The sequence below is a fragment of the Paenibacillus sp. FSL R7-0128 genome, assembly GCF_038002245.1.
GTDB lineage: Bacteria > Bacillota > Bacilli > Paenibacillales > Paenibacillaceae > Paenibacillus_AQ > Paenibacillus_AQ silagei.
Genome location: NZ_JBBOCD010000001.1, coordinates 5,461,090 through 5,482,847, shown reverse-complemented (window position 1 = coordinate 5,482,847; position 21,758 = coordinate 5,461,090). Strand labels below are relative to the sequence as shown.

At 50.2% G+C, this 21,758-nt stretch carries 16 protein-coding genes; 9 read left to right on the top strand and 7 right to left on the bottom strand.

The window, feature by feature from the left end:
• Positions 1 to 535: 535 nt before the first annotated feature.
• On the top strand, positions 536 to 3,304 hold the full coding sequence (locus NST26_RS23080; protein WP_340979832.1) for a polysaccharide lyase family 8 super-sandwich domain-containing protein: 2,769 nt from the start codon (positions 536 to 538) through the stop codon (positions 3,302 to 3,304).
• Between the two features lie 174 nt (positions 3,305 to 3,478).
• Here NST26_RS23080 and NST26_RS23075 read toward each other — a convergent pair whose 3' ends face one another.
• From NST26_RS23075 to NST26_RS23060, 4 genes are all read right to left on the bottom strand, one after another.
• Positions 3,479 to 4,330 (bottom strand): aldo/keto reductase, encoded by an 852-nt coding sequence (locus NST26_RS23075; RefSeq protein ID WP_340979831.1) that lies wholly within the window; start codon positions 4,328 to 4,330, stop codon positions 3,479 to 3,481.
• 180 nt (positions 4,331 to 4,510) lie between these two features.
• Positions 4,511 to 5,923 (bottom strand): class I SAM-dependent methyltransferase, encoded by a 1,413-nt coding sequence (locus NST26_RS23070; RefSeq protein WP_340979830.1) that lies wholly within the window; start codon positions 5,921 to 5,923, stop codon positions 4,511 to 4,513.
• Positions 5,924 to 5,936: 13 nt separating this feature from the next.
• Positions 5,937 to 7,400 (bottom strand): glycosyltransferase, encoded by a 1,464-nt coding sequence (locus tag NST26_RS23065; RefSeq protein WP_340979829.1) that lies wholly within the window; start codon positions 7,398 to 7,400, stop codon positions 5,937 to 5,939.
• Between the two features lie 23 nt (positions 7,401 to 7,423).
• Positions 7,424 to 8,833, bottom strand: coding sequence for a glycosyltransferase (locus NST26_RS23060; protein ID WP_339249975.1), 1,410 nt, complete (start codon positions 8,831 to 8,833; stop codon positions 7,424 to 7,426).
• A 197-nt stretch (positions 8,834 to 9,030) separates the two neighbouring features.
• Here NST26_RS23060 and NST26_RS23055 point away from each other — a divergent pair, with 197 nt between their 5' ends.
• The 8 genes from NST26_RS23055 (at position 9,031) to NST26_RS23020 (ending at position 17,519) form a co-directional block, all read left to right on the top strand.
• Positions 9,031 to 9,486, top strand: a complete 456-nt coding sequence (locus NST26_RS23055) for a MerR family transcriptional regulator (RefSeq protein ID WP_051477919.1) — start codon at positions 9,031 to 9,033, stop codon at positions 9,484 to 9,486.
• 231 nt (positions 9,487 to 9,717) lie between these two features.
• The gene (locus NST26_RS23050) at positions 9,718 to 10,566 is read left to right on the top strand and encodes a transporter substrate-binding domain-containing protein (protein ID WP_340951049.1); all 849 of its coding nucleotides are present in this window, start codon (positions 9,718 to 9,720) and stop codon (positions 10,564 to 10,566) included.
• Between the two features lie 18 nt (positions 10,567 to 10,584).
• Entirely contained in the window at positions 10,585 to 11,916 is a 1,332-nt protein-coding gene (locus NST26_RS23045; protein ID WP_340979828.1) for a CapA family protein, read from the top strand.
• Between the two features lie 42 nt (positions 11,917 to 11,958).
• Entirely contained in the window at positions 11,959 to 12,714 is a 756-nt protein-coding gene (locus tag NST26_RS23040; RefSeq protein ID WP_036724022.1) for an amino acid ABC transporter permease, read from the top strand.
• Positions 12,714 to 13,463 carry an amino acid ABC transporter ATP-binding protein gene (locus tag NST26_RS23035; protein ID WP_339249971.1) on the top strand — a complete coding sequence of 250 codons (750 nt, stop codon included), beginning with the start codon at positions 12,714 to 12,716 and terminating at the stop codon, positions 13,461 to 13,463. The genes NST26_RS23040 and NST26_RS23035 overlap by 1 nt, the downstream gene beginning before the upstream one ends.
• 306 nt (positions 13,464 to 13,769) lie before the next feature.
• Positions 13,770 to 14,813 carry an FtsH protease activity modulator HflK gene (hflK, locus tag NST26_RS23030; protein WP_339257574.1) on the top strand — a complete coding sequence of 348 codons (1,044 nt, stop codon included), beginning with the start codon at positions 13,770 to 13,772 and terminating at the stop codon, positions 14,811 to 14,813.
• Positions 14,810 to 15,679, top strand: a complete 870-nt coding sequence (gene hflC, locus NST26_RS23025) for a protease modulator HflC (protein ID WP_036699631.1) — start codon at positions 14,810 to 14,812, stop codon at positions 15,677 to 15,679. The genes hflK and hflC overlap by 4 nt, the downstream gene beginning before the upstream one ends.
• A gap of 196 nt (positions 15,680 to 15,875) precedes the next feature.
• Positions 15,876 to 17,519, top strand: coding sequence for a glycosyltransferase family 2 protein (locus NST26_RS23020; RefSeq protein ID WP_339249967.1), 1,644 nt, complete (start codon positions 15,876 to 15,878; stop codon positions 17,517 to 17,519).
• A gap of 88 nt (positions 17,520 to 17,607) precedes the next feature.
• On the opposite strand, the gene NST26_RS23015 is transcribed toward NST26_RS23020, so the two are convergent.
• From NST26_RS23015 to NST26_RS23005, 3 genes are all read right to left on the bottom strand, one after another.
• Positions 17,608 to 18,420, bottom strand: coding sequence for an undecaprenyl-diphosphate phosphatase (locus NST26_RS23015; protein ID WP_340979827.1), 813 nt, complete (start codon positions 18,418 to 18,420; stop codon positions 17,608 to 17,610).
• A 244-nt stretch (positions 18,421 to 18,664) separates the two neighbouring features.
• Positions 18,665 to 19,258 carry a DedA family protein gene (locus tag NST26_RS23010; RefSeq protein WP_339249963.1) on the bottom strand — a complete coding sequence of 198 codons (594 nt, stop codon included), beginning with the start codon at positions 19,256 to 19,258 and terminating at the stop codon, positions 18,665 to 18,667.
• Positions 19,259 to 19,533: 275 nt separating this feature from the next.
• Complete coding sequence (locus NST26_RS23005; RefSeq protein ID WP_340979826.1) at positions 19,534 to 21,573, bottom strand: serine hydrolase domain-containing protein; 2,040 nt, start codon at positions 21,571 to 21,573, stop codon at positions 19,534 to 19,536.
• Between the last annotated feature and the right edge of the window lie 185 nt (positions 21,574 to 21,758).

Below are 21,758 nucleotides of genomic sequence, written 5' to 3'. Positions count from 1 at the left end.
GGCTGTAACCCGCGGGCTGCAAAGCGCAAGGAGTAACCCGTAACCCCAAGCTGTAGGAGGTATGTCGCAAGCTGCACGCCGCAGGCCGCAAGGTTTTGCGGCTTTTTTCGGAGATTCAGAGGGATAATCCCTTTGAGTAGACCTAAAGTGTGCGGCAGGCGTGAGTGAGGAGCAAAAGTATACCTCAATCCGTCAAAAGTGGGCGGCGGGCGTGCATGTGGAGCATTTTTGCCGGAATGCTCGAAATGTCATACCTTTTCTCGAATACACGTAGTTTCTTTCACTACCGGGCTCTATCTATACTATTAAATGAAAGCGCTTCACAAGGGACGGATTTATGAGTGGGGAATGCTGGGACATTGGTGCAGAGAAGCAAGCTTGTATGAAGGGAAGCCGCAACATGAGCGCAGCAACAGCAAGCTTGTGTGTGATGGAAAGCCAAACTATCCATGCGTGAAAATGTTTAATACGGCGACAAGGGGGATTATGGATGAGAAGGTTGCTAATGAGAGGAACGTTAACGAGAGGGTTACTCATGAAAAGCGGTTTGATGGTGTTAGTGCTACTGCTGCTGGTCAGCGGCTTGGGAGGAGTAGCGAAACGTGCCCGTGCTGCGGATGAATTCGACGGGATGCGGGAGAACCGGAAGGTGATGCTGACCGGAGGGGCCTCTCTGAATACGGCGGATGCTGATCTTGCCGCAGCCCTTACCAAGCTAGGGAATGAAGCGAACGGCTACTGGCAGACGATGAACACCGCAGCTGGCCGGACCTATCTATGGAGCGATAATCCCGGGACCGGGAATTCCATTCATATCCGGGTGACTTATGAACGGCTGAAGACAATGGCGCTTGCCTACGCTACTTCCGGTACCTCTCTCTATGGAGACAGCCTGCTCGGGAGCGATATCGTGGCTGCCCTCGATTATATGTACGCCACCAGATACCATGAGGGGGTAACGCCGGTAGCCAGCGGAACGAGTAACTGGTGGGATTGGCAAATCGGTATTCCTTTGCAGCTTAATGATATAACGGTGCTGATGTATGACTCTTTAAGTCCGGCTCAGGTTACGAATTATATGACAGCTGTGGAGCGCTTCTCGCCCGCCGTTACTTTGACAGGAGCTAACCGCACCTGGAAGGCGATGGTGGTGGGCGAGCGGGGCATCCTGGTCAAAGACGGGAGCAAGATCGCCGCAGCCCGCGACGGACTATCCTCTGTTTTCAATTATACGCTCAGCGGAGACGGCTTCTACCGGGATGGTTCATTCATTCAGCATAACAACATCCCCTACACCGGAGGTTATGGCATTGACCTGCTGCTGGCTGTCAGTGATCTGATGGTGATGCTTCACGGCTCCACCTGGCAGGTTACCGATCCCAAGCTGTCCAATGTATGGGAGTGGGTGTACAACTCGTATCAGCCGGTAATGTATAAGGGTGCCATGATGGATATGGTGCGCGGCCGGGAAATCTCCCGGAATTATAGTCAGGATCATGAGGCGGGACATCGGGCGATGCAGGGCATTCTGCTGCTGTCCGAGATCGCACCGCCTGCGCAAGCGGCCGACTTCAAGCGGATGCTCAAGGGCTGGATGGTGTCGGATATCTATAAATCCTTCTATGAAGACGCTCCTGTTCCATCCATCGTGCTGGCCAAGACTATTGACGGGGCCCCGCTCATTGAGCCGGCGGCTGAGCTTCTGAGTTATCAGCAGTTCGCGGCGATGGACCGGGCCGTGCAGCACCGGCCGGGCTACAGCTTCGGACTTGCGATGTATTCCAGCCGCATCGGCAGCTATGAAGCGATTAACAGCGAGAACGCCAAAGCCTGGTATACCTCAGCCGGTATGACCAGCTTATATAACAGTGATCTTGGACAATACAGCGATGACTACTGGCCTACTGTGGATAGCTACCGAATGCCGGGAACAACGGTGCTGTCCCAGACCTCTTCAAGCAGCCACACCAGCACCAAGCAGTGGACTGGCGGAACCGATATCCAGAATCTATATGGAAGCTCGGGTATGGATTTGCAGTACGCAGGCCGAACGCTTGGAGCCAAGAAATCCTGGTTTATGTTCGATGACGAAGTGGTTGCTCTCGGTGCGGGAATCATCAGCACAGATAATATAGCTGTGGAGACTAACGTCGAGAACCGGAAGCTGAACACGGCGGGCAGCAATACGCTTACTGTAAATGGTGAAGTGAAGCCATCCACGCTGGCTTGGTCAGATACCATGGACCAGGTAGAATGGGCTCATCTGTCCGGCAGCACCGCCGGTGCGGATACGGGATATTATTTTCCGCAGACGGTATCGCTTGCTGCTAAGAGAGAAGCCAGAACAGGCAACTGGAAGCAGATCAACCCCCGTCCGGTCACACCTTCCACGCCGATCACCCGCAATTATATGACCTTATGGCTGGATCATGGTGTGAATCCAGAGAGCGGGGAGTACCAGTATGTGCTGCTTCCGGGCAAGTCTGCTGCTCAAGTAGCCGCTTATGCTGCTGCTCCAGACATTGAAGTGCTTGCGAATTCATCCAGTGTTCAGGCGGTAAAAGAAACGAAACTCGGCATCACCGGAGCGAATTTCTGGGAGGATGGGGTAAGCTCCGCCGATCTGATCACCGTTAACAAGAAAGCGGCGGTTATGACCCGGGAAGCCGGAGATACATTGGAGCTGTCTGTCAGTGATCCAACCCAAGCGGGCACCGGCGTGATTGAGGTGGAGCTGGACCGTTCAACAAGCGGGTACACAGCAGATTCCGGGGTTATTGTGACGCAGCTCAGCCCGACCATTAAATTAACAGTGAATGTCAGCGCATCCAAGGGCAGGACGTTCAAAGCATCCTTTGACCTGGGCAGCGGCACGCCGCCGACCTTGCCTGGTGAAGAGGTGATTGTGGACAATAATGACACCACCGGAGTGCTGAAGACCGGAGGCTGGAAGACCGCTGCGGTGCAGACTGACCGGTACGGCGCCAACTATCTGCATGATGACAACAGCGGCAAAGGCAGCAAGAGCGTTACCTTCACACCAGACTTGCCCGCCACCGCCACCTACAGCGTCTATATGATGTGGCCGCAGCATATCAACCGCTCCACTGCGATTCCCTTAGATATCGTTCATGCCGCAGGGACGGCTACGCACAGTATAGACCAGACCTCAAACGGCGGGGTATGGAATTTCATCGGCACATATACCTTCACAGCTGGCACCTCGGGCAGCGTGACCATCCATAACGACGGAACAAGCGGGTATGTAGCCGCCGATGCTGTCAAATTTGTGCGGAATCCGTAAGTAAGGGAGGCTTTCCGTGTTCAGGCTCAGGAGAGGGTAAAGAACCGTATCTGCTGACCTGTCTGTATGAAATTGTAAAAGGCTCATGCAACCAGTGCATGGGCCTTTGCTGAGGTATTATCGTTCTTATTAAGGAGTGGCAAAGATATTGTCAATTACCAGCCTGGTCCAGGTTTACAGCTCAACCTTCCAGTTGCCCAGCCGCTTGGCGATTTCCGGGTCCTGGTGGGAGAAGAAGAGGCTCTCGCCTGTATCCAGCACGGCAATCTGATCGAGGTCCGCCGGACTCAGCTCAAAATCAAAAATATCGAAGTTCTCCACGATCCGCTCTCTACACACGGACTTCGGAATCACCACAATATCGCGCTGAACCAGCCAGCGCAGCACAACTTGCGCAACGGATTTATTGTACTTACCGGCAATTTCGGACAGCACTCCGTTGCTGAACAAGTTGTTGCGTCCCTCTGCGAACGGTCCCCAGGACTGAATCTGGACACCTTGTTCCTTCATAAAAGCAGCGTTATCCGTCTGCTGAAGGAACGGATGTGTCTCCACCTGATTGACAGCGGGCACAATCTTATTGTGAACGATGAGGTCCATCAGGCGGTCAGGGAGGAAGTTGCTTACTCCGATGGCTCTGATTTTGCCTTCGTGATATAGTTCTTCCATCGCCCGCCATGCCCCGTAATAATCCCCAAACGGCTGGTGAATAAGGTATAGATCCAGGTAGTCCAGTCCCAGCTTCTTGAGGGACTTGGCGAACGCGAGCTTGGCACTGTCGTACCCGGCATCCTGAATCCAGAGCTTGGTGGTGATGAACAATTCTTCGCGCGGTACGCCGCTGCGCTTGATGGCCCGGCCTACCGCCTCTTCATTCAGATATCCAGCAGCGGTATCGATTAGGCGGTAGCCTGCCGTCAGTGCTTCATACACCGCAGTCTCACATTCTTCAGCATCGGGAATCTGGTAGACTCCGAAGCCGAGGATCGGCATTTTCACTCCATTATTCAAGGTTACAGTCTGCATGGTCTTGTCCTCCTAAGGATGATTTAGTGATATGATGAGCCTAACGCCTTCGTGTAACACGAAGTCAAGCAGGGGTTATTATATTTTTCAGGGAGCAGTAACATCATCAAATAAATACAAAAACAAATACAGGACCAGCCCCAGTGGCCGGTCCTGTATTTGTGCCCATCTTTAATCTGTCTATTCTAAGGAAACGGGGCGTTTTTTTCTGCACACGACCACCACATACAAAGGATTCATATCCTTAACTCTTCCGAGATCCATTAGCTCGTATCCGTTAATGACGGGATTGTCATAAGGCGTGGTTGTAGGAGGCATTGCTCTCGCATTTCTGACAACTTGGGCTTGGAAGGCTGAATAATCGGAGACGAAGGTTTGACCGTACAACTCCAGGATATCATATTCTTTCAGTAACTCCCCCACAAGCTCAGTAATCGTATATTCATATTTGTGATAATGATTTCTTGGCTGTTCCACGAAGTAGCCAGCAGGGTTCGCTATGCTGCGGTTAGGTGTAGAGACAATAAAGATTCCGTCATCCTTGAGAAGTCTGGCGGATTCTTTAATCCATACACTGCCATCATCGATGTGCTCAATGGTCTCAAAGGAAACAACGACATCAAAGCTATTGTCTTCAAGTTCAAGCTTGTTGACATTTCCGTAAGCATAATCAATCTGATCATGACCATATGTTTTGCGCGCATTAGATAAGCTGGCTTCATCGATATCTACGCCAAGAATATGACTTGCACCGGCCACCTGCAGCATTTTACTCCCATACCCTGCCCCACAGGCAGCATCCAGCACCCTTTTATCCTTGACGAACTTTTGGGCTAATTTGTATCTGTTCAAATGTTCTTCCAGCACATCTCCGTGATTCTTTTTGACGGCATCGTTAATGACAACCCGTTCTCCTGTGAAAATTACATCGTTTTGTTCAGTATTCAGTATTTCGGAGTTGATATCTATGGAATTTGTGTCGTTTCCCCCCACTACTTCAGCCTCGGGGTGAGCCTTCGAAGAGGGAGCTTCGATTCTGCGGAACAAAGATTCAAAATACTTTTGATTGTATACTATACTTGGATGATCGGGATTATATTTTTGGGCTATTTTATGATGGTGAAAGGCCTTCTCGTGTTCGCCTGATGATTCATAACAGACACATAATTGTAAATGGGGGAGCCAGTTGGCAAAAGAGGCATCATAGTTTATGTGTTCATGTGCAATGGTTTCTTGGGTAGCCATATCAAACCAGAAAATAGCCATATTCAATTGGCTTTTCTGCATGAATGCAGTGCCGATTTTGTAACAGATCACAGGATGGGGAATTCCATAAGCAAAGGATTGGAATGCTGCTAACAAGGCTTTATTTACATCCCCAGCAGCAATGTAACAATCCGAGAGTCTCCCATAGGCCTCATAGGTTTCTTCATTCAACGTCTTTGCTTCCAAAAGAAATTTTTCATAGAACACAGCGGCGTTCTCATAATTTTTCTGGTTATATAGAAAGTTGGCATAATTCATTAAATTGGACATCTGAGATTCCTGTGAATCTGGCTGATGGTTTGCCTGAAGTGTGTCCGGTTTATGCATACTAAATCCCTCCTTAGCTTTGTGCCAGAGCTTTTATACTTGCAATTCGCAGCAGGACATCTTCGAAATAGGACTCTTCTCCATAAAATTCTCTAAAGAGGTCCTCAAAGTCATCGGTAAAAACAGGGGCGTGATCACGCATGATTCCTGTGTACCAAGGGAGAATGTAATTGTAGAGAGAAGCTAGTTTCTCTTGCTGCACATCTACCTCGCTTAATCCTTTACCAATGAAATGACGCAAAATAGTCTGATAACTACGGAAGACGACTTCCCCGAGATTGTATCCTGAAGGAGGATTTCCGGAAAAATTAAACATTCTCCGGTTCACCACGCAAAAGCTAGGGTTTCTGGTTAATATTTCGTACTGCATATAAGCTTGATTTAGCGATAAATCGATATAACGGAAGGGCTTTTCAATTTGTTCAAAATCTTCCCTTCGTAGAATGATGCCGGAAATAAAGGTACACATAATACCTGAGGTTCGAAGATAGGCGGGTGCACCTTCTGCAGTATAAACCTGGCCATCATGGTTATGCACATTCAAATATATAATTCCGCACTGCATATGATCATGGATGACATCAAGTAGAAAAGGGATTGAATCCTCCACAAAATAATCATCATCACCCTGCCATTTTATAAACTTGCCCCTTGCTAGTTGGGCTACAAGATATATATTGCGGTCGCCCCCTATGTTCGTGCTGTTTCTGAAGGATTTGAGGCTAGGATAACGGCTGGCATAACGTGCAATCACTTGTGGAGTAGCGTCGGTGGAGGCATTGTCACAGACAATTACTTCTACCCGGCTATCGTTCTGTAATTGACTGAATATGCAAGAAAGACAGAGATCAAGGTAGATTGCGCGGTTATAAGTCGGAATGCAAATGGAGAGAAGCGGAGTAGATTCCGGTGTGCCGGAACTCAAGCCCGCAGTTCGCGGTTGGAGCTTAGCCGTCTCCTGCTGCAGAATTTGTGCCGGGGATCCGCCTGCCACACAGTAATCCGGAAGATCTTGCTCAACAACACTTCCAGGCTGGATTACACAGTGCTTGCCTATTCGGATATTACCTGCAATAACAGTTCCATCACCTATTTGTGTGCCTTCTCCGATGATAACTTCTCCAGTGCTGTCCATCCATCCTTGTGCTAAGACCGGCAATCCTACCTGACGATACTCATGCCTTGCGTCTGATATACTAACTTTACTGCCAATAGTGACACGAGGCTTGATTTCAATACGGTTTAGGGCTTGAAGAGTGAGTCCTTGCTCACATCTGCAATCATCTCCTATAATAATTTTGGGTACAGGCAAAGAATCTTGTAATGTGGACTGTATGCAGTAATCATCTTTGATTGTTACCCTGTCGCCAATGAGAACGAACTCGGGATGATGAAATTGTCCGATGGGAGAGATATCTGTGCTTTTGCCACAGTAAAAGAAACTAGAAACTGGTTTAGGCTCTAAAGAGTGCGACATAACCCATTAACTTCCTTCCTAAATTAGGATTGGCGTATTGCTTTCATGATGGCAAGGCCATCCTCATAATAGGGTTCATCTTGATAGTATTTTTTGTAGATCTCTTCAAACTCATCAGTAGTCACAGTTGCCTTATTATTCCGAAACCATGGAATGGTATAGTGATAAAATGTTTGTTTTTTCTCTCTGGAAATTTCTTCAGCAGTCAAACCAGTGCCCAAGAAATGGCTAAGGATAGACGGATACCCGTTAAAAAAAACTTCAGCAAAACTGTATTTAGGATTGTAAGCACCACCATAACCGAAGATACTATCGTACATGATGCAGAAGTTCGGGTTATCCTTTAATATAGAATATTGAAGATATAACTGATTGAATTTAGAGGTCATGAATAGCGCCGGGTTCTCGATCTTCTCCAAATCCTCACGTCTTAGAACAACAGAACTGATAAAAGCCGCATAAAGGGTGGTTGCGGCCAGGAAATTACTCATGCCGGATTCCAGGCGGGGAGGCCTATTTCCGTTAATTAGACTAATATGGAAGACTCCACATTCCGGATGGCTGTGCAGTACATGAAGCAGGGGCATAAGCTTGCCGGGCAGAAAATAATCATCATCGCCTTGCATTTTTACAAATTTCCCTCTCCCCAGCTGTAATACATGAAGAATATTAGGATCTCCGCCAATGTTCGTGTCATTGCGTACTGACTTCATATTGGAGTACAGGGCCATATACTTGTCTATGATCGCTGGCGTGGCATCTGTGGAGGCGTTATCGGATACTACCACTTCGATCAGCTCATTATTTCCGATCTGAGCATAAATCGACTGGAGGCAAGCGTCAAGATAAGGCGCGCGGTTGTAAGTTGGGATACAGATTGATAACAGGGGAAGGCGGCTTCGGGCAGTAAGAATAGCCTGGGCCTGATCATGAGCAGACACATCCACCCAGCTCCCGGAGGAAGTCTCATAAATCTGCACAATTGATGCGGGATTACCTGAAACCACGCAATAGTCGGGAACATTGTCCAAAACCATGCTGTTTGCCTTAACTACGCTCCCAGCTCCAATACGTATATTCCCGGATAGGCGGCAGTTTGCTCCGATCCAGGAGCCTTCTCCAATGGTAATATCCCCTTCCATTAGAACGTTGGAATGGATCAGAACATTTGGCTCTAAGATAATCCTGGGGTGAGCTGTGATCTGGACACTTCTGTTGATTTGACAACCGTCTCCTATAGAGATAACTGGACTATCGCCAGAAATTCCGTGATTCACATCTTTCGGCTGGATAGCATATGGAGCTTGAATAGAGACGTTGTTTCCTATAGAAATTAGCTCTGGAGACTCAAATATGCCTCCCTGCTGAACAAAGGTGTTGCTTCCGAAATGCGCAAATCGCTCAGAGAATTCAAGCGGAATGTATAAGGCCAAGGCTGATTCTCCTTCCATACTTCAAATCTGGATTCGTACCCGCTGCTCTGTCTTCTAATTCATATGGGGCCGGTTCCTAAAGTATGATGAGTATACTGAAAAATACCGGATTTGCTGGACATTGTGGATTTTCCAGATAGTCAGTTGTTTCCGTGAAGATATCGGAGCTAAATTATCTTTTTTTAAGGAGGATTAACATGTATACAGTCAAAGAAGCGGCTTCCATGACGGGACTAACTGAACATGCTGTGCGTTATTATACGGATAAAGGGCTGGTGCCGAGCATTCAGCGTGATAAGAACAACATCCGACTGTTCGACGATGAATCGATCAACTGGCTGTACGGGATTAGGTGCCTCAAGCAGACCGGCCTCCCCATTGAAAGCATCAAAACCTACGTCGATCTCTGCCTCGAAGGGGATTCGACGATTGAACAGCGCTTTGCTATGATGATGGAATACAGGGAAGCGGCGCTCCTTCAGCTGGAAGAGGCCAAGCAGCGTGTTGCCCATCTGGAAGAGAAGGCCCTTCAATATCAGGCTATTCTGGAGCAGCGTATCCCGGACCTGACCAATCCCGGCAACTGGAGCAAGCTTCAGAAGGAGGGCGTCAAGGTTCCGGCGCGCCGGAAGAGAGTGGTGCGGTCTTCTTAGCAGCCAGGGGAATACTCCCCAGCAGCTGGGGGGATACCTATATTAGGTAACCAACCAAGCACACCCCAGCCATCAATCGACTTCGTTCGTCAGCATTCGTCAATCCTTTGGCCGTTCACCTTGACACAGTGTATACCCCGTGACATAATAATTCCAGACTAAATGACTATGATAAGTTGGACATCATAGGACAACGAGAGAGAGCTTTTACTAGACGAGGGGGAAGTTATAATGAAGAAGAAATTTGTGCCAGGCGTTCTGATTGTGTTGCTCGGGTTGGTCCTTGCAGGCTGCGGTAATGGAAATAAGAATAACGCAGGCTCAGCTGAGACAAATGGTGCTGGAGCAGGTACGAAGACCATTATTGCTGCTACGAGCGGGGTCAGTAACCCTTTTAGCTACGAGAAGGACGGGCAGTTGACAGGTTACGATGTGGAAGTAATGAAGGCGATCTTCAAAGACCTTCCGGAATATAAGCTAGAGGTTCAAGCGATTGAATTCGAAGGGATTCTGACTGGTCTGGACAATGGACGTTTCCAGCTGGGGGCGAACAATTTCAGCTCCAACCCTGAGAGACGCGGCAAGTACAATTTCTCACTCCCGATTATTGAGAATGCGAATGTATTCGTAGTCCGCAAGGACGATAATACCCTTAAGGCGGTAGAAGACCTGAAGGGCTATAAAGCCGTAACAGAAGTAGGCAACTCCGGTGCCACACTGCTGGAGAATTATAATGAAGCGAATGCGGATGCCAAAGCAGAGATTATCTACACTGACGAGAATTTCGTGAAGCAGTTCGAAGGTATTGAAGCCGGCAAGTACGATGTGCGCATCATTTCCCGTGTCTCTGCCGAGAAGGCCATCAAGGAGCATGGCTTCACCAATCTGAAGGTCGTTCCGTTCTCTACAGAGAATAGTGATCCAGGATCTTATATCCTGCTCTCCAAGTCTGCGGACAGCACCTTGCTAGATACGGTTAACAAGAGAATCAAGGAAATGTATGCGGACGGCACCCTGCTGAAGATTAGCCAAGAGCAGCTTGGCGGCGACTATTTGCCTAAGAAAGAGCTAATGGAGTAACCGAAGGAAGGTGATCGCATGAAATTTCTAGTCTCGGGAGATGCATTGTTCTCCAGCAGTAATTTAGATAAGACGATGGACCCGGAGCTGCTGGCATTGCTGCAAGGGGCCGATGAAGCTTTTACCAATGCAGAGTTCGTGACCCCGCGCCTGAATACCGCTCCGGCGGCAGGCCGCGGCTACCAGACCAGTGTGCGCCCCAAGGCGCTGGACGAATTCGGGAAGCTCAATATCCGTTATGTGAGCTTTGCGAATAATCATACGGGGGACTACGGGACCCAGGGTCTTGTGGATACGATCGAAGAGGCAGAAGCCCGTGGTCTGACCCCGCTTGGGGTGGGGATGAGCCTGCATGAAGCGCGCAAGCCGGTGTTCGTCGATACGGCAGATGGTCGGATTGCCATCATCACTATCGATGTGACGAGAAGCGAGGTGTTCGCTGCTTCGAATCCGGGGAACGGCGTGCCCGCCCGTCCGGGCGTTAACCCGCTCCGCTGGTCGCGGACCTATGTCGTGAATGATCAGGACTTCAGCACCTTGAAGGAGATCAGTGAACGCATCGGCATCGCTTCCAGCATGGAGGAAGGCAAGCGGATTGAGACCTTCAAGAGCAAATCGGAGAATTACTATGAATTCGGTTCATTTTTTGAAGGCTATTTAACCTTCGAGAAGGGTGAACAGTCCCGCGTCAAGACAGCAGCGCATGAGCTGGATCAGCAGGAAATCTACCGCAGCATCCAGGATGCCGCGGAGCGCAGTGACTATGTTTTTGTCAGCTTGCACACGCATGAAGGGGAGAATGAGAACTGGTACTCCGATTATCCCGCAGAGTTCATTGAGACCTTCGCACGGGGGGCGGTGGATGCCGGAGCGAGCTGTGTCTTCGGACATGGCGCCCACTTCACCAGAGGGGTGGAGCTGTACAAGGGCCAACCTATTTTTTATAACATAGGCAGTCTGTTCATGGAGTTCGAGGCAGGGGAGTCAATTGTATCTCCAGAGATGTTCACCGCCTACGGATATGCCGAGAATGAAGCTCCTTCTACCCTGCACAAGAACAGAACCAAGGATAGCGAAGGGAACTGGCAGGGCTTCTACAGCGACCGCAAGTTCTCGGAGAACTTCCTGGTCATGTTTGATCTGAGTGTGGAGGACAAGCGGTTCAGCTATGAGCTGATTCCGATTGATCTCAGGCTTACCCATGAGACAGTGACCAAGCGTGGCTTGCCTGTATTGGCATCCGATGAAGCAGCGGCCTCCCTGGTGGAGCGGTTGAATGCGGTAAGCAACGAACGGTATCATACTGAAATTATCTATGAGGGCAGACGGTTAATCGTGAGACCGTGTTAGGCTGTCGCCCTGTAAATTGAACGTGGAAGGAAGTCAATCGGTATGGGAGAGATTTTTGATATCAACGCGGTGTTCTCAGCGATTCCTCGCCTGTTAGAGGTCCTTCCTGTGAGTCTGCAGATTACGGTCATCTCGATGATCGTCGGCCTTGTGTTTGCGCTGTTATTTGCCATTATCCGTATGCGCCGAATTCCCGTGTTAAGCCAGCTGGTCACAGTCTTCATCTCGTTCATCCGTGGAACGCCGATCATTGTGCAGCTGTACCTGACCTATAACGGAATTCCGTTGTTATTAAAATTCATTAATCAGCAGTACGGGACGGATTATAATATCAATGCCATTCCGGCGATGATCTTCGTGCTGGTCACCTTCGCGTTCAATGAAGCGGCGTACAACTCGGAGACGATCCGCGCTGCGCTGCAGTCGGTGAACAAGGGCCAGATCGAGGCCGCTGAATCCCTGGGGATGACGTATCTTCAGGTGCTCAGAAGAGTCATCGTTCCGCAGGCGCTGGTGGTGGCGATTCCGCCGCTGGGCAATGCATTGATCGGATTGCTCAAGGGAACCTCCCTAGCCTTCGTAGCAGGTGTAATCGAAATGACGGCTAAGGGGAAAATTATCTCCGGCAGCAACTTCCGGTTCTTCGAGGTGTATCTCGCATTGGCGATCATCTACTGGATCATGACAATTCTGATTGAGCAGATTCTGAGATTCCTGGAGAAAAGATTCTCCATTCCGGACTCCGCTGCCGGGGCCATGAACCGCGGCTGGTTCTCTTGGGGAAGGAGAGAGATCTGATGATAAAGGTAAGCAATTTATCCAAGTCATTTCACGGTAATCTGATTCTGGACGATCTCTCCGTCGAGATTAACAAGGGAGATGTTGTAGCCATCATCGGTTCGTCCGGTGCGGGTAAGTCCACCTTCCTGCGTTCGCTCAACTGCCTGGAGCAGGCAGATCAGGGAATGCTGGATCTCGAAGGCTTCAAGGTCGATTTCAGCACGATCACGAACAAGCAGCGGCTGGAGCTGCGGAAGCAGACAGCGATGGTCTTCCAGCAGTTCAATCTGTTCCAGCATCGGACGGCACTGGATAATGTGAAGGAAGGCCTGAAGATTGTGAAGCGGATGAACGACCGCGAGGCCGCGCAGATTGCACAGAAACAGCTAGAGCAGGTAGGTCTTGCTGAGCGTGCTCATTATTATCCGAAGCATCTGTCTGGCGGCCAGCAGCAGCGGGTAGGCATTGCCCGCGCGCTGGCGATGAATCCGAAGCTGCTGCTGCTGGACGAGCCTACCTCAGCGCTTGACCCTGAGCTGGTGGGCGAGGTGCTGCAGACGATCAAGAAGACCGCGTCTACCGGTCAGACGATGATTCTCGTGTCCCATGAGATGAGCTTTGTGTATGAGGTGGCCAACAAGGTGCTGTTCTTGGACAAAGGTAAAATCGTCGAGGAGGGGACGCCGGACGAGGTGTTCAATCATCCGAAGTCCGAGCGCGCCAAGGAATTCCTTCAGAATTATTTCCGTAATAAATCGAGTATTTAAGAGCACTATAGTAGAACCCCCGGAGAGGGCGCAGGTTTGCGCTTTTCCGGGGGTTTTTGTGTGAGTGGAATGTAGTCGAAAAACCGATCACATCTCTGATTACCCGGGTGCCGCATAAAGGACGCACCAGCGTGACTCACTTATCAGGATGAATTAGTAACTATCCAGCCGAATCCGCGAGAATCGCAGCAAAATGCAGAAAGCTTGAACAAAGCTGAATTAGTTGCGACTTTTTTGATTTATTCACGTATATAAACCTTTAATACGACTAAAATACGCCAAAAGGAGCGATGCATCTTGAATTTCATGAACCAGAATGGCGATAATATCCCAGGGTTCAAGCTGCCGAAGTTGAAGCCGGGCATGTACAAAAGGATAGGGGTGGGGGTAGCCGCTGCGGCTGTATTGCTGTATATCGGCTCCACCTCATTTTATACGGTGCAGGAGCAGGAACGTGCAGCAATTCTGACCTTCGGCAAGTATACGAATGAGAGCTCGGCCGGACTCCATTTCAAATGGCCTTATCCCATCCAGGATGTCATTACTGTGCCTGCCGAGCTGACCCAGCGGATTCATATCGGATACCGCCAGGAGGCTGACGGAGCTGTCCCGGTAGATGATGAAGCGATGATGATTACGGGCGACGAGAACATTGTCTCTGCCGATGCTGTAGTCCAGTGGAAAATCAGCAATATCCGTGATTACCTGTATAACATTGATGACCCGGACAAATTCCTGCGTAACTCGGCCAGCTCCTCGATCCGTGCGGTCATTGGTTCCGAGAAGCTGGATTATGCGATTACCGACGGGAAGACGGTCATTCAGGATAAGGTCCGCGTGCTGTTGGTGGATCTGCAGAAGAAATACAACACCGGCATTCAGATCATCGATATCAAGTTCCAGGATATTGAGCCGCCAAGCGGTCAGGTGGAGGAAGCCTTCCGCGAGGTGACGAACGCCCGTGAAGAGAAGAATACGAAGATCAACAACGCCAAGAAGTATGAGAACGATATCATTCCTAAGGCGCGCGGTGAAGCTCAGGCGCTCTTAGAGCGGGCCGAAGGTGAGAAGAAGTCACGTATCCTGAATGCGCAGGGGGATGTGGCGCGGTTCAATGCGATTTTTGCCGAATATGCCAATAATCAGAGCGTCACCGAGAGCCGGCTGGTCCTGGAGACACTGGAGACGATCCTGCCTAACGCCAAAATATTCATTACGAACTCTAACAGTGACACTGTGAACTATCTGCCGCTGAATGAGCTGATGCGCAGCACCAAGGATAGCCCCTCTGCTCCTGCCGCTGTGAATCCGGCACCTTCAGCTGCACCGCAAGGAGGAGATGCCAAGTGAAAAGAAACCCGATCATCCTATTGATATCATCTATCGTCCTGATTATTTTGCTGGCCGGCTCTATGTATATTGTGAAGGAAGGGGAATATAAGGTCGTTCTCCGTTTCGGTGAAGCGATGCGTGCGGTGGAGGAGCCGGGGCTGAAGTTCAAGCTTCCTTTTGTCGAGAATGTCTCGGAGCTTCCCAAGTATCAGATGACGTACGAGAGCTCGCCGACCAGCATTCTGACCAAGGACCAGAAGCCGATTGTGGTCGATAACTATACCGTCTGGAGAATTACCAACGCCTCACAGTTTCTGAGAACCGTTCAATCGGTAAGCGGCGGGGTGCAGCGTATTGATGAAGCGGTATATAACTCGGTACGCCGCAAGCTGTCGGAGGTCAATTATGAGAATATTATTAGTGAGGACACCGGACGGGGCAATATTAATGATGAGATTACTAAGGACGTAGTAGCTGCGTTGACCCGTGATAACTACGGCATAGAAGTCATTGACGTACGGATCAAGCGTACCGACCTGCCGGAAGAGAACAAGCAGAGTGTGTACAACCGGATGATCTCGGACCGCCAGTCCATTGCTGCGCGTTATCTGTCCGAAGGGGATGAGGAGTCCAGGAAGATCACCTCCAAGGCGGACCGCGCCTCCAGAGAGCTGATGGCCCAGGCCGAAGCCGACTCCAAGAAGATCATCGCCGAAGGTGAAGGAGAAGCCGCCAAGATCTATAACTTGGCCTATGGAAAATCTCCCCAGTTCTATAGCTTTTACCGCACGCTGCAGAGTTATGTGACCACGCTGAAGAATGAGCCGGTCATCATGATCCCGATCGATTCGCCTTATGCGAAGATACTGATGGGACAACAATAGATCCCCACTAGCAAACACCCCTTAGAACAAATTCGTTCTAAGGGGTGTTTGTCGATTTACCCGGCTGGTCCTAAGATTGTTATTTCAGGAAAATAGGCTTATCTGGATACTACTCTTAATATACTATGCTATATCACTTTTGTTCAAATCTAAGGAGTGTTGTATTAATGATGACTTTACTCTGGAGTGGGCTCATATGAATCAGAAGATAAAACGAGTGCTGCTTGGCAGCCCGATCCATCAGAAACCTGAGATTCTGGAGCATTTTCTGAAGTCGCTGCAGCGGCTCAACCTTAACAATATTGAGCTGCATTACTATCTGATTGATGATAATGGGGATACAGCTTCCAGTGAACTTCTGCAGCAGTTCGCCCAAAGCGGGAGAACAGTCTTCCTGGAATCCTCTGGCTACCATGATGACTATATACGCGATGACAATGCTCATGCCTGGCGTATCAGCCTTGTCTGGAAGGTGGCCGAGTTCAAAAATCAGATGATCCGGCGTGCGGAAGCTTTCGGCTATGATTATCTGTTTCTGGTTGATTCTGATCTTATTCTTCATCCAAGTACGCTGGAACAGCTGATCAGTTCAGCCAAGGACATTATCGCTGAAGTGTTCTGGACCCAGTGGCAGCCGGGCAAGCTGGAACAGCCGCAGGTGTGGATGCATGACGAGTATAACCAATGGGAAGCACTACCGGGAGAAAAACTCTCACCTGAAGAGATCAAGCGCCGCCTGCATGCATTTCTGCTTAAAATGCGGGAACCGGGGATCTATGAAGTCGGAGGACTTGGCGCCTGCACTCTGATCAGCATCAAGGCCATCAAGTCCGGTGTCAGTTACAAGAAGGTCCGAAATCTCTCCTATTGGGGAGAGGATCGTCATTTCTGTATCCGTGCAGCGGCACTTGATATTCCTCTCTTTGTAGATACCCATTATCCAGCGTTGCATATATACAGAGACAGTGATCTTGATAAAGTAGAGGAGTTCGTACGGGAGTCATTAGCAACGTCTGAGACAGAGTCAAGGAAGCATGGCGGGAAACGGAATGATGAAGAGTTAGAGCGGAGCGAAGAAGCTAATCTGATTAAGCTGCAAGCTGCTGATGCGGCGCATGCCACCACCCTGGCAGCGGCACAACGCCGACCCAAGCTGACTCTCACGATGATCGTCAAGAATGAAGCCTCAAGGTTCCTGCGGCAGATTCTGGAAGAGCAACGCAAATATATCGACGAGGCCGTTATTATCGATGATGGCAGCACAGATGAGACAGCTGAATTAGTTAAGGAGGTTCTGGGGGGAATTCCGCTTAAGTTGATTCATAATCCGGTCTCCCGCTTCAACAATGAATCCGAGCTGCGCAAGCAGCAGTGGGAAGCGGTGGTTGAGACCGGACCGGAATGGATTCTTAATCTGGATGGGGATGAGATGTTTGAATCCGGTTTTGCCGAAGAAGTGGACTCCCTGCTGAGAACGGAAGACTGCGACTTATTCTGCTTCCGCCTCTACGATTTCTGGGATGACAACCATTACCGCGAGGATAAGTACTGGCGGGCCCACCTGAGATACCGGCCGTTCCTGGTCCGCTACCGCCAAGACTTTACCTATCTCTGGAATGATCTCCCGCAACACTCCGGGCGGTTGCCAGAGAATATTTGGGAATTGCCTCATCAATTGAGCAACCTGCGGATTAAGCATCTCGGTTGGTCGAAGCAGGAATTTCGGCTGGAGAAGTATATACGTTATATGCAACTGGACCCGGATGGCAAGTACGGCTGGAAGGAGCAATATCAATCCATCCTTGACGAGCATCCCCGTCTGTTGCCTTGGAGTGAATAGTAAGGATAGCAGTTAAGTGAGAACGGGGAGAGGAAGGAGCAGAAAGGAGGTACCTTTCCAGCTCCTTCCTCTCCCCGACCTGTTTCTGTTACAGGAAGATCAGCAGCAGCGTGCCCACTACGAAGCAGTAGTACGAGAAGTAAATCAGATTCCCCTTAGCCATAATGCCGATGAACCAGCGCATGGCATAGTAGGTGGCGACCAGCGTGGTGAGGAAGGCGATCAGGTAAGGCATCGCCAGCGCGGCGCGGTTAGGGTCATGCACGATATCGGATGCGCCCATGATTAGCCCCCCGATGCTGATCGGGATGTAGAGCATGAACGAGAACTTCAAGGCGGTCTCCTGCTTCATGCCGACGGCAATGGAGGCAATCACAGTAGAACCGGAACGGCTGATGCCGGGAATCAGCGCTACCGCCTGAGCCAACCCGACGATGATGGCGTCTCTCACAGTGAGATTGCCGTCTCTTTTCTGGCCGCGCAGATTGCGGATCAGCCAGAGGGCTACCCCGGTAATGAGTAAGCTGATGGATACGGTATGTACAGAGGTGAAGACGCGTTCGATCGTATCCTTGAAGAACACGGCAGCAACGGCTGCGGGAATCGTCCCGATCACAATGTAGATGCAGAACATGAACTCTGACCGGTACTTGGGTTCACGCGTTTGCAGGTAACGGAAGAACCCTATGATCAAGTCTTTGATATCTTTACGGAAAATAAAGCAGATAGCGATCAATGAGGCCGTATTCGTCAAAATTTCAAAAGAGAGTCCATTCTGCTTCATACCGAGCAGACGTTGTACGATGATCAAGTGCCCGCTGGAAGAGACAGGGATTGGCTCCGTCACTCCCTGTACAAGGCCTAGCAGCAGGTATTTCAGCCAATCTAACACAGATTCCATAATTTCCTCCTAAAGTTGAAGCGCTATATTAAAATGTACTTAAGTTTTGGACTGGAAGCGTAATCGTCACTGCGGTGAACATTTGGACTTCCGGCCGCTGTTGTCAGCAGATTTCTTGATTTAATCCGCTCTTCGGCGGTTGAAATCCGCTGACAAAGGCGGACGCTACCGCTCCTACAGTTCCAAATTTCCCCTCCGCTTCTTCGCTTGCCGTTAATGTCATAAGTACATCTTAATTATCCAATTAAGCCTGCCGTCTCCGGTACCGCTTGGAAAAGACGTACAGCCCGAAGCCGAGCAGGAACAGGGTTGCCGCCGGAAGAATGTAAGGCTTGACGATTTCGTCCACATGCTCCCATTGTGAGCCCAGCTTGTAGCCCAGATAGACATAGATCGAAGTGATCGGAAGCATGGCAAGGAAAGTGTACAGACTGAATTTGAACACATTCATCTTGGCAATCCCGCAAGGGATGGAGATCAGTGTTCTCACACCGGGGATGAAGCGCCCGTAGAAGGCTACACCGCTGCCGTATTTATCAAAGAAACGGTCGGAGGCCTCCAGATGATGCGGACGGATGAAAAAATACTTCCCGTACTTAGCAATCGCAGGTCTGCCCCCGAACCGGCCCAGCGCGTACAATGTCAGCGGACCGAAGGTGCCTCCAACAGTCCCGGCCAGAATCGTAAGAATGAGCTTCATGTCCCCCAGATACACCCAATAGCCGGCAAGCGGCAGCACGATTTCGGCAGGTACGAATTCAAACGACAAGGCGATAACGATGCCTGCATACGACAAATCTTTGAAAAAGAGTATAAATTCCGTGATCCATTCTGTCATGCATTTCTCTCCCTTCTCAAACAAAAAGCCCCCTAATTAAAGGGGGCAGTCTCATCAACTGTCAGCACCCTCTCATCTTTGCAAGGCATCCGGGATGCCTCTAGTGCTGTGCCCGTTCTGCTTATAGCATGCCGGTCACAGCGGTATCATCGGGCGAAGCCCTCCACCGAACTCTGGATAAGAGTATTATTCAATTTGATAACATTAAAACACACCTATATACCATTAAGCAAGTTTGGGAGAAGGGAGAAATTTTGGATGAAAATATGAAAGCGTTATTTCAGCTCAATCTTAAACACATCGCCCGCCTGCCCGCCGAAGACGGCCATTCCGCCCTGCGGCAACCGGACTGAAGGGTCTTTGCTCACTCTGGAGTGGCTTACGATCATCCCGTCGGCATCATATACAACGAATCCGCCGCTTGGAGGAGCTGTCACGGTCATGGTTTTGCCGGCAGCTTTCTTGTCAATCTTGAACCATACGCTCTGGCCGCCCGCAGGAACGGTGCTGGTTGAGGCCGGGCCTCCGTAGATCGGCTTCACCGCATCGCCGCTGATATACGCATTGCCGTCGATGGTTAGATATTCTGCACCGTTCTGCTTGGAGAAGGTCAGATCGAAGGCGTCTCTGCCGTTCATGACCGGGATTTCAGCCGCATTGACGGCGGTGTTCTCGTCCACAATCTGCGTCCCGGTGGCGTAGCCTTGTTCAACTTCAATAGTCTTCGTCAAGATGGAAGGGGAGAGGTAGAAGAAGGAATTGATTTTCTCATCTACAGCGTAGTAATGCTTCCCGTCCCTCTGCGCCCAGGCCTGCTTCGTAGAAGCATTCAGCGGATTTGCGTCCAGCTTCTGATACTCGTAAGTAACCATCAGCATTTGACCGACACCGGGGATAGTCAAGTGGGTGTTTAGCTTCAGATAAGTCTTGCCGTTCTTCTGCTGATCGAAGCTCACGGCTGCACTGCCGTCCGGGCTTGTGAACTGTCCCTTGCCGGTATAAATATACTTCTGCGCTGGAATGAGTCCGCCCTCCAGCTCAGGCAGGTTGAGTGCTCCGTCCTTAATGGCTATGGCAGTGGTTGCGCCGACAGTCCCGTATAATCCAGAATAGGCTTCCAACTCGGCAGGCATAGCCGCTTTGACTGGAGGAGTGAAGGTGGCGTCCGGCAGGATCTTCTTAATCTTCCCGGTGTCCTTCAGGTAGGCCAACAGCACATTCGAGGCGAAAATGGTGTTATAGATTGAGCTTCCGCCTGACGAGAGCACCGCGATGGATATATCGGATTCCGGCAGGGTAATCAGGTCAGCGTGATACATGATGGTATCTCCGCCTTTGGATAAGGCCTTGATACCGTAATCACCGAACGGTGCCAGATCTACGGCATCCCAGCCCAGACCGAAATTGAAAGAGTTGGTCTCCTCGGGTACCCAGAGTCCATTCTTATATTCCGGCTTACGCATCGCTTCGGCGGAGGCTTCCGACAGAATGTCCGGGTGCTTGCCGTTCAGCATCTCGGCGAATGTGGTCAGATCTTCGGCTGTGGAATAGAGACCACCCGCTCCGAGGATATTGGCGTTCTCGCTGGGCAATGCCTGCGTTAGTCCAGGGAAGTAGGTTTTGGCAAGCTGCTGCCGGTTAAAGGTATCCAGCGGCGTTTTGGTAGAGCTTAACTTCAGCGGGCTGCTCATATGCTGGTCCAGGAACTCTGTATAGCTGCTGCCGGTTACCTGCTCAATCATCAGCTCCAGCAGTTGAAAGCCGTCATTGCAGTATACGGAATAGGCTCCCGGATCGGATTTTAGCCGTTCGGACTGAAGACTGGTCAGCAGGCCATCATGATTCTGTGTATCGCTATCGTCCATCAGAATGCTGTTCCCGTAGTGGCTGCCGTACAGGCCTGAGGAATGGTTCATTAACATGCGCGGCGTGATCTTCTTGTAGCGCTCATCGGCCATCTTGAACTGCGGCAGATACGTAGTCAGCGGCTGATCGATGTCAATCACCTTATCTTCGGCAAGCATCATTGTGGCTGCGGAGACATGCATTTTGCTGACAGAGCCGATGCCGAACATGGTATCCTTCGTGACGGGAGTCCCGGCTGCCTTATCGGACAGACCGAAGCCGCCGGACACCGTAATTTTACCTTGATCCCTGATAGCATACTGCATGCCGCTTACCCCGTAGTCGGATACGATCTTCGAGCCCAGCAGGCGGGCCGTTTCCTGCACTGGGCTCTCCTTCTCCTGCGCAGACGCCTGGGCTGCGGGGATCACCAGCATGGCCGTCAGTACGACTGAAGTTAACTTGTTCATCTTGAACTCCTCCTCTTGTGTCTCTTAGATAATCTTCCTGAAGTTATCATACAGGCAGAAGAGAGGAGCGTGGCCCGAATAACCCTGAAACGTTAATAACGATCCCTTAACGTAGAAATTTAGATTAAAAGGCACAAAAAACGGTAACAAAAAGTGAAAGAAGCGGAGGGGAAATTTGGAACTGA

Coding starts and splice junctions, on each gene's coding strand:
- hflK (WP_339257574.1), top strand. CDS start 13,770: ATGAACCAGAATGGCGATAATATCCCAGGGTTCAAGCTGCCGAAGTTG.
- NST26_RS23015 (WP_340979827.1), bottom strand. CDS start 18,420: ATGGAATCTGTGTTAGATTGGCTGAAATACCTGCTGCTAGGCCTTGTA.
- NST26_RS23070 (WP_340979830.1), bottom strand. CDS start 5,923: ATGCATAAACCGGACACACTTCAGGCAAACCATCAGCCAGATTCACAG.
- NST26_RS23045 (WP_340979828.1), top strand. CDS start 10,585: ATGAAATTTCTAGTCTCGGGAGATGCATTGTTCTCCAGCAGTAATTTA.
- NST26_RS23035 (WP_339249971.1), top strand. CDS start 12,714: ATGATAAAGGTAAGCAATTTATCCAAGTCATTTCACGGTAATCTGATT.
- NST26_RS23075 (WP_340979831.1), bottom strand. CDS start 4,330: ATGCAGACTGTAACCTTGAATAATGGAGTGAAAATGCCGATCCTCGGC.
- NST26_RS23080 (WP_340979832.1), top strand. CDS start 536: ATGAAAAGCGGTTTGATGGTGTTAGTGCTACTGCTGCTGGTCAGCGGC.
- NST26_RS23020 (WP_339249967.1), top strand. CDS start 15,876: ATGAATCAGAAGATAAAACGAGTGCTGCTTGGCAGCCCGATCCATCAG.
- NST26_RS23065 (WP_340979829.1), bottom strand. CDS start 7,400: ATGTCGCACTCTTTAGAGCCTAAACCAGTTTCTAGTTTCTTTTACTGT.
- NST26_RS23005 (WP_340979826.1), bottom strand. CDS start 21,573: ATGAACAAGTTAACTTCAGTCGTACTGACGGCCATGCTGGTGATCCCC.
- NST26_RS23050 (WP_340951049.1), top strand. CDS start 9,718: ATGAAGAAGAAATTTGTGCCAGGCGTTCTGATTGTGTTGCTCGGGTTG.
- NST26_RS23055 (WP_051477919.1), top strand. CDS start 9,031: ATGTATACAGTCAAAGAAGCGGCTTCCATGACGGGACTAACTGAACAT.
- NST26_RS23010 (WP_339249963.1), bottom strand. CDS start 19,258: ATGACAGAATGGATCACGGAATTTATACTCTTTTTCAAAGATTTGTCG.
- NST26_RS23040 (WP_036724022.1), top strand. CDS start 11,959: ATGGGAGAGATTTTTGATATCAACGCGGTGTTCTCAGCGATTCCTCGC.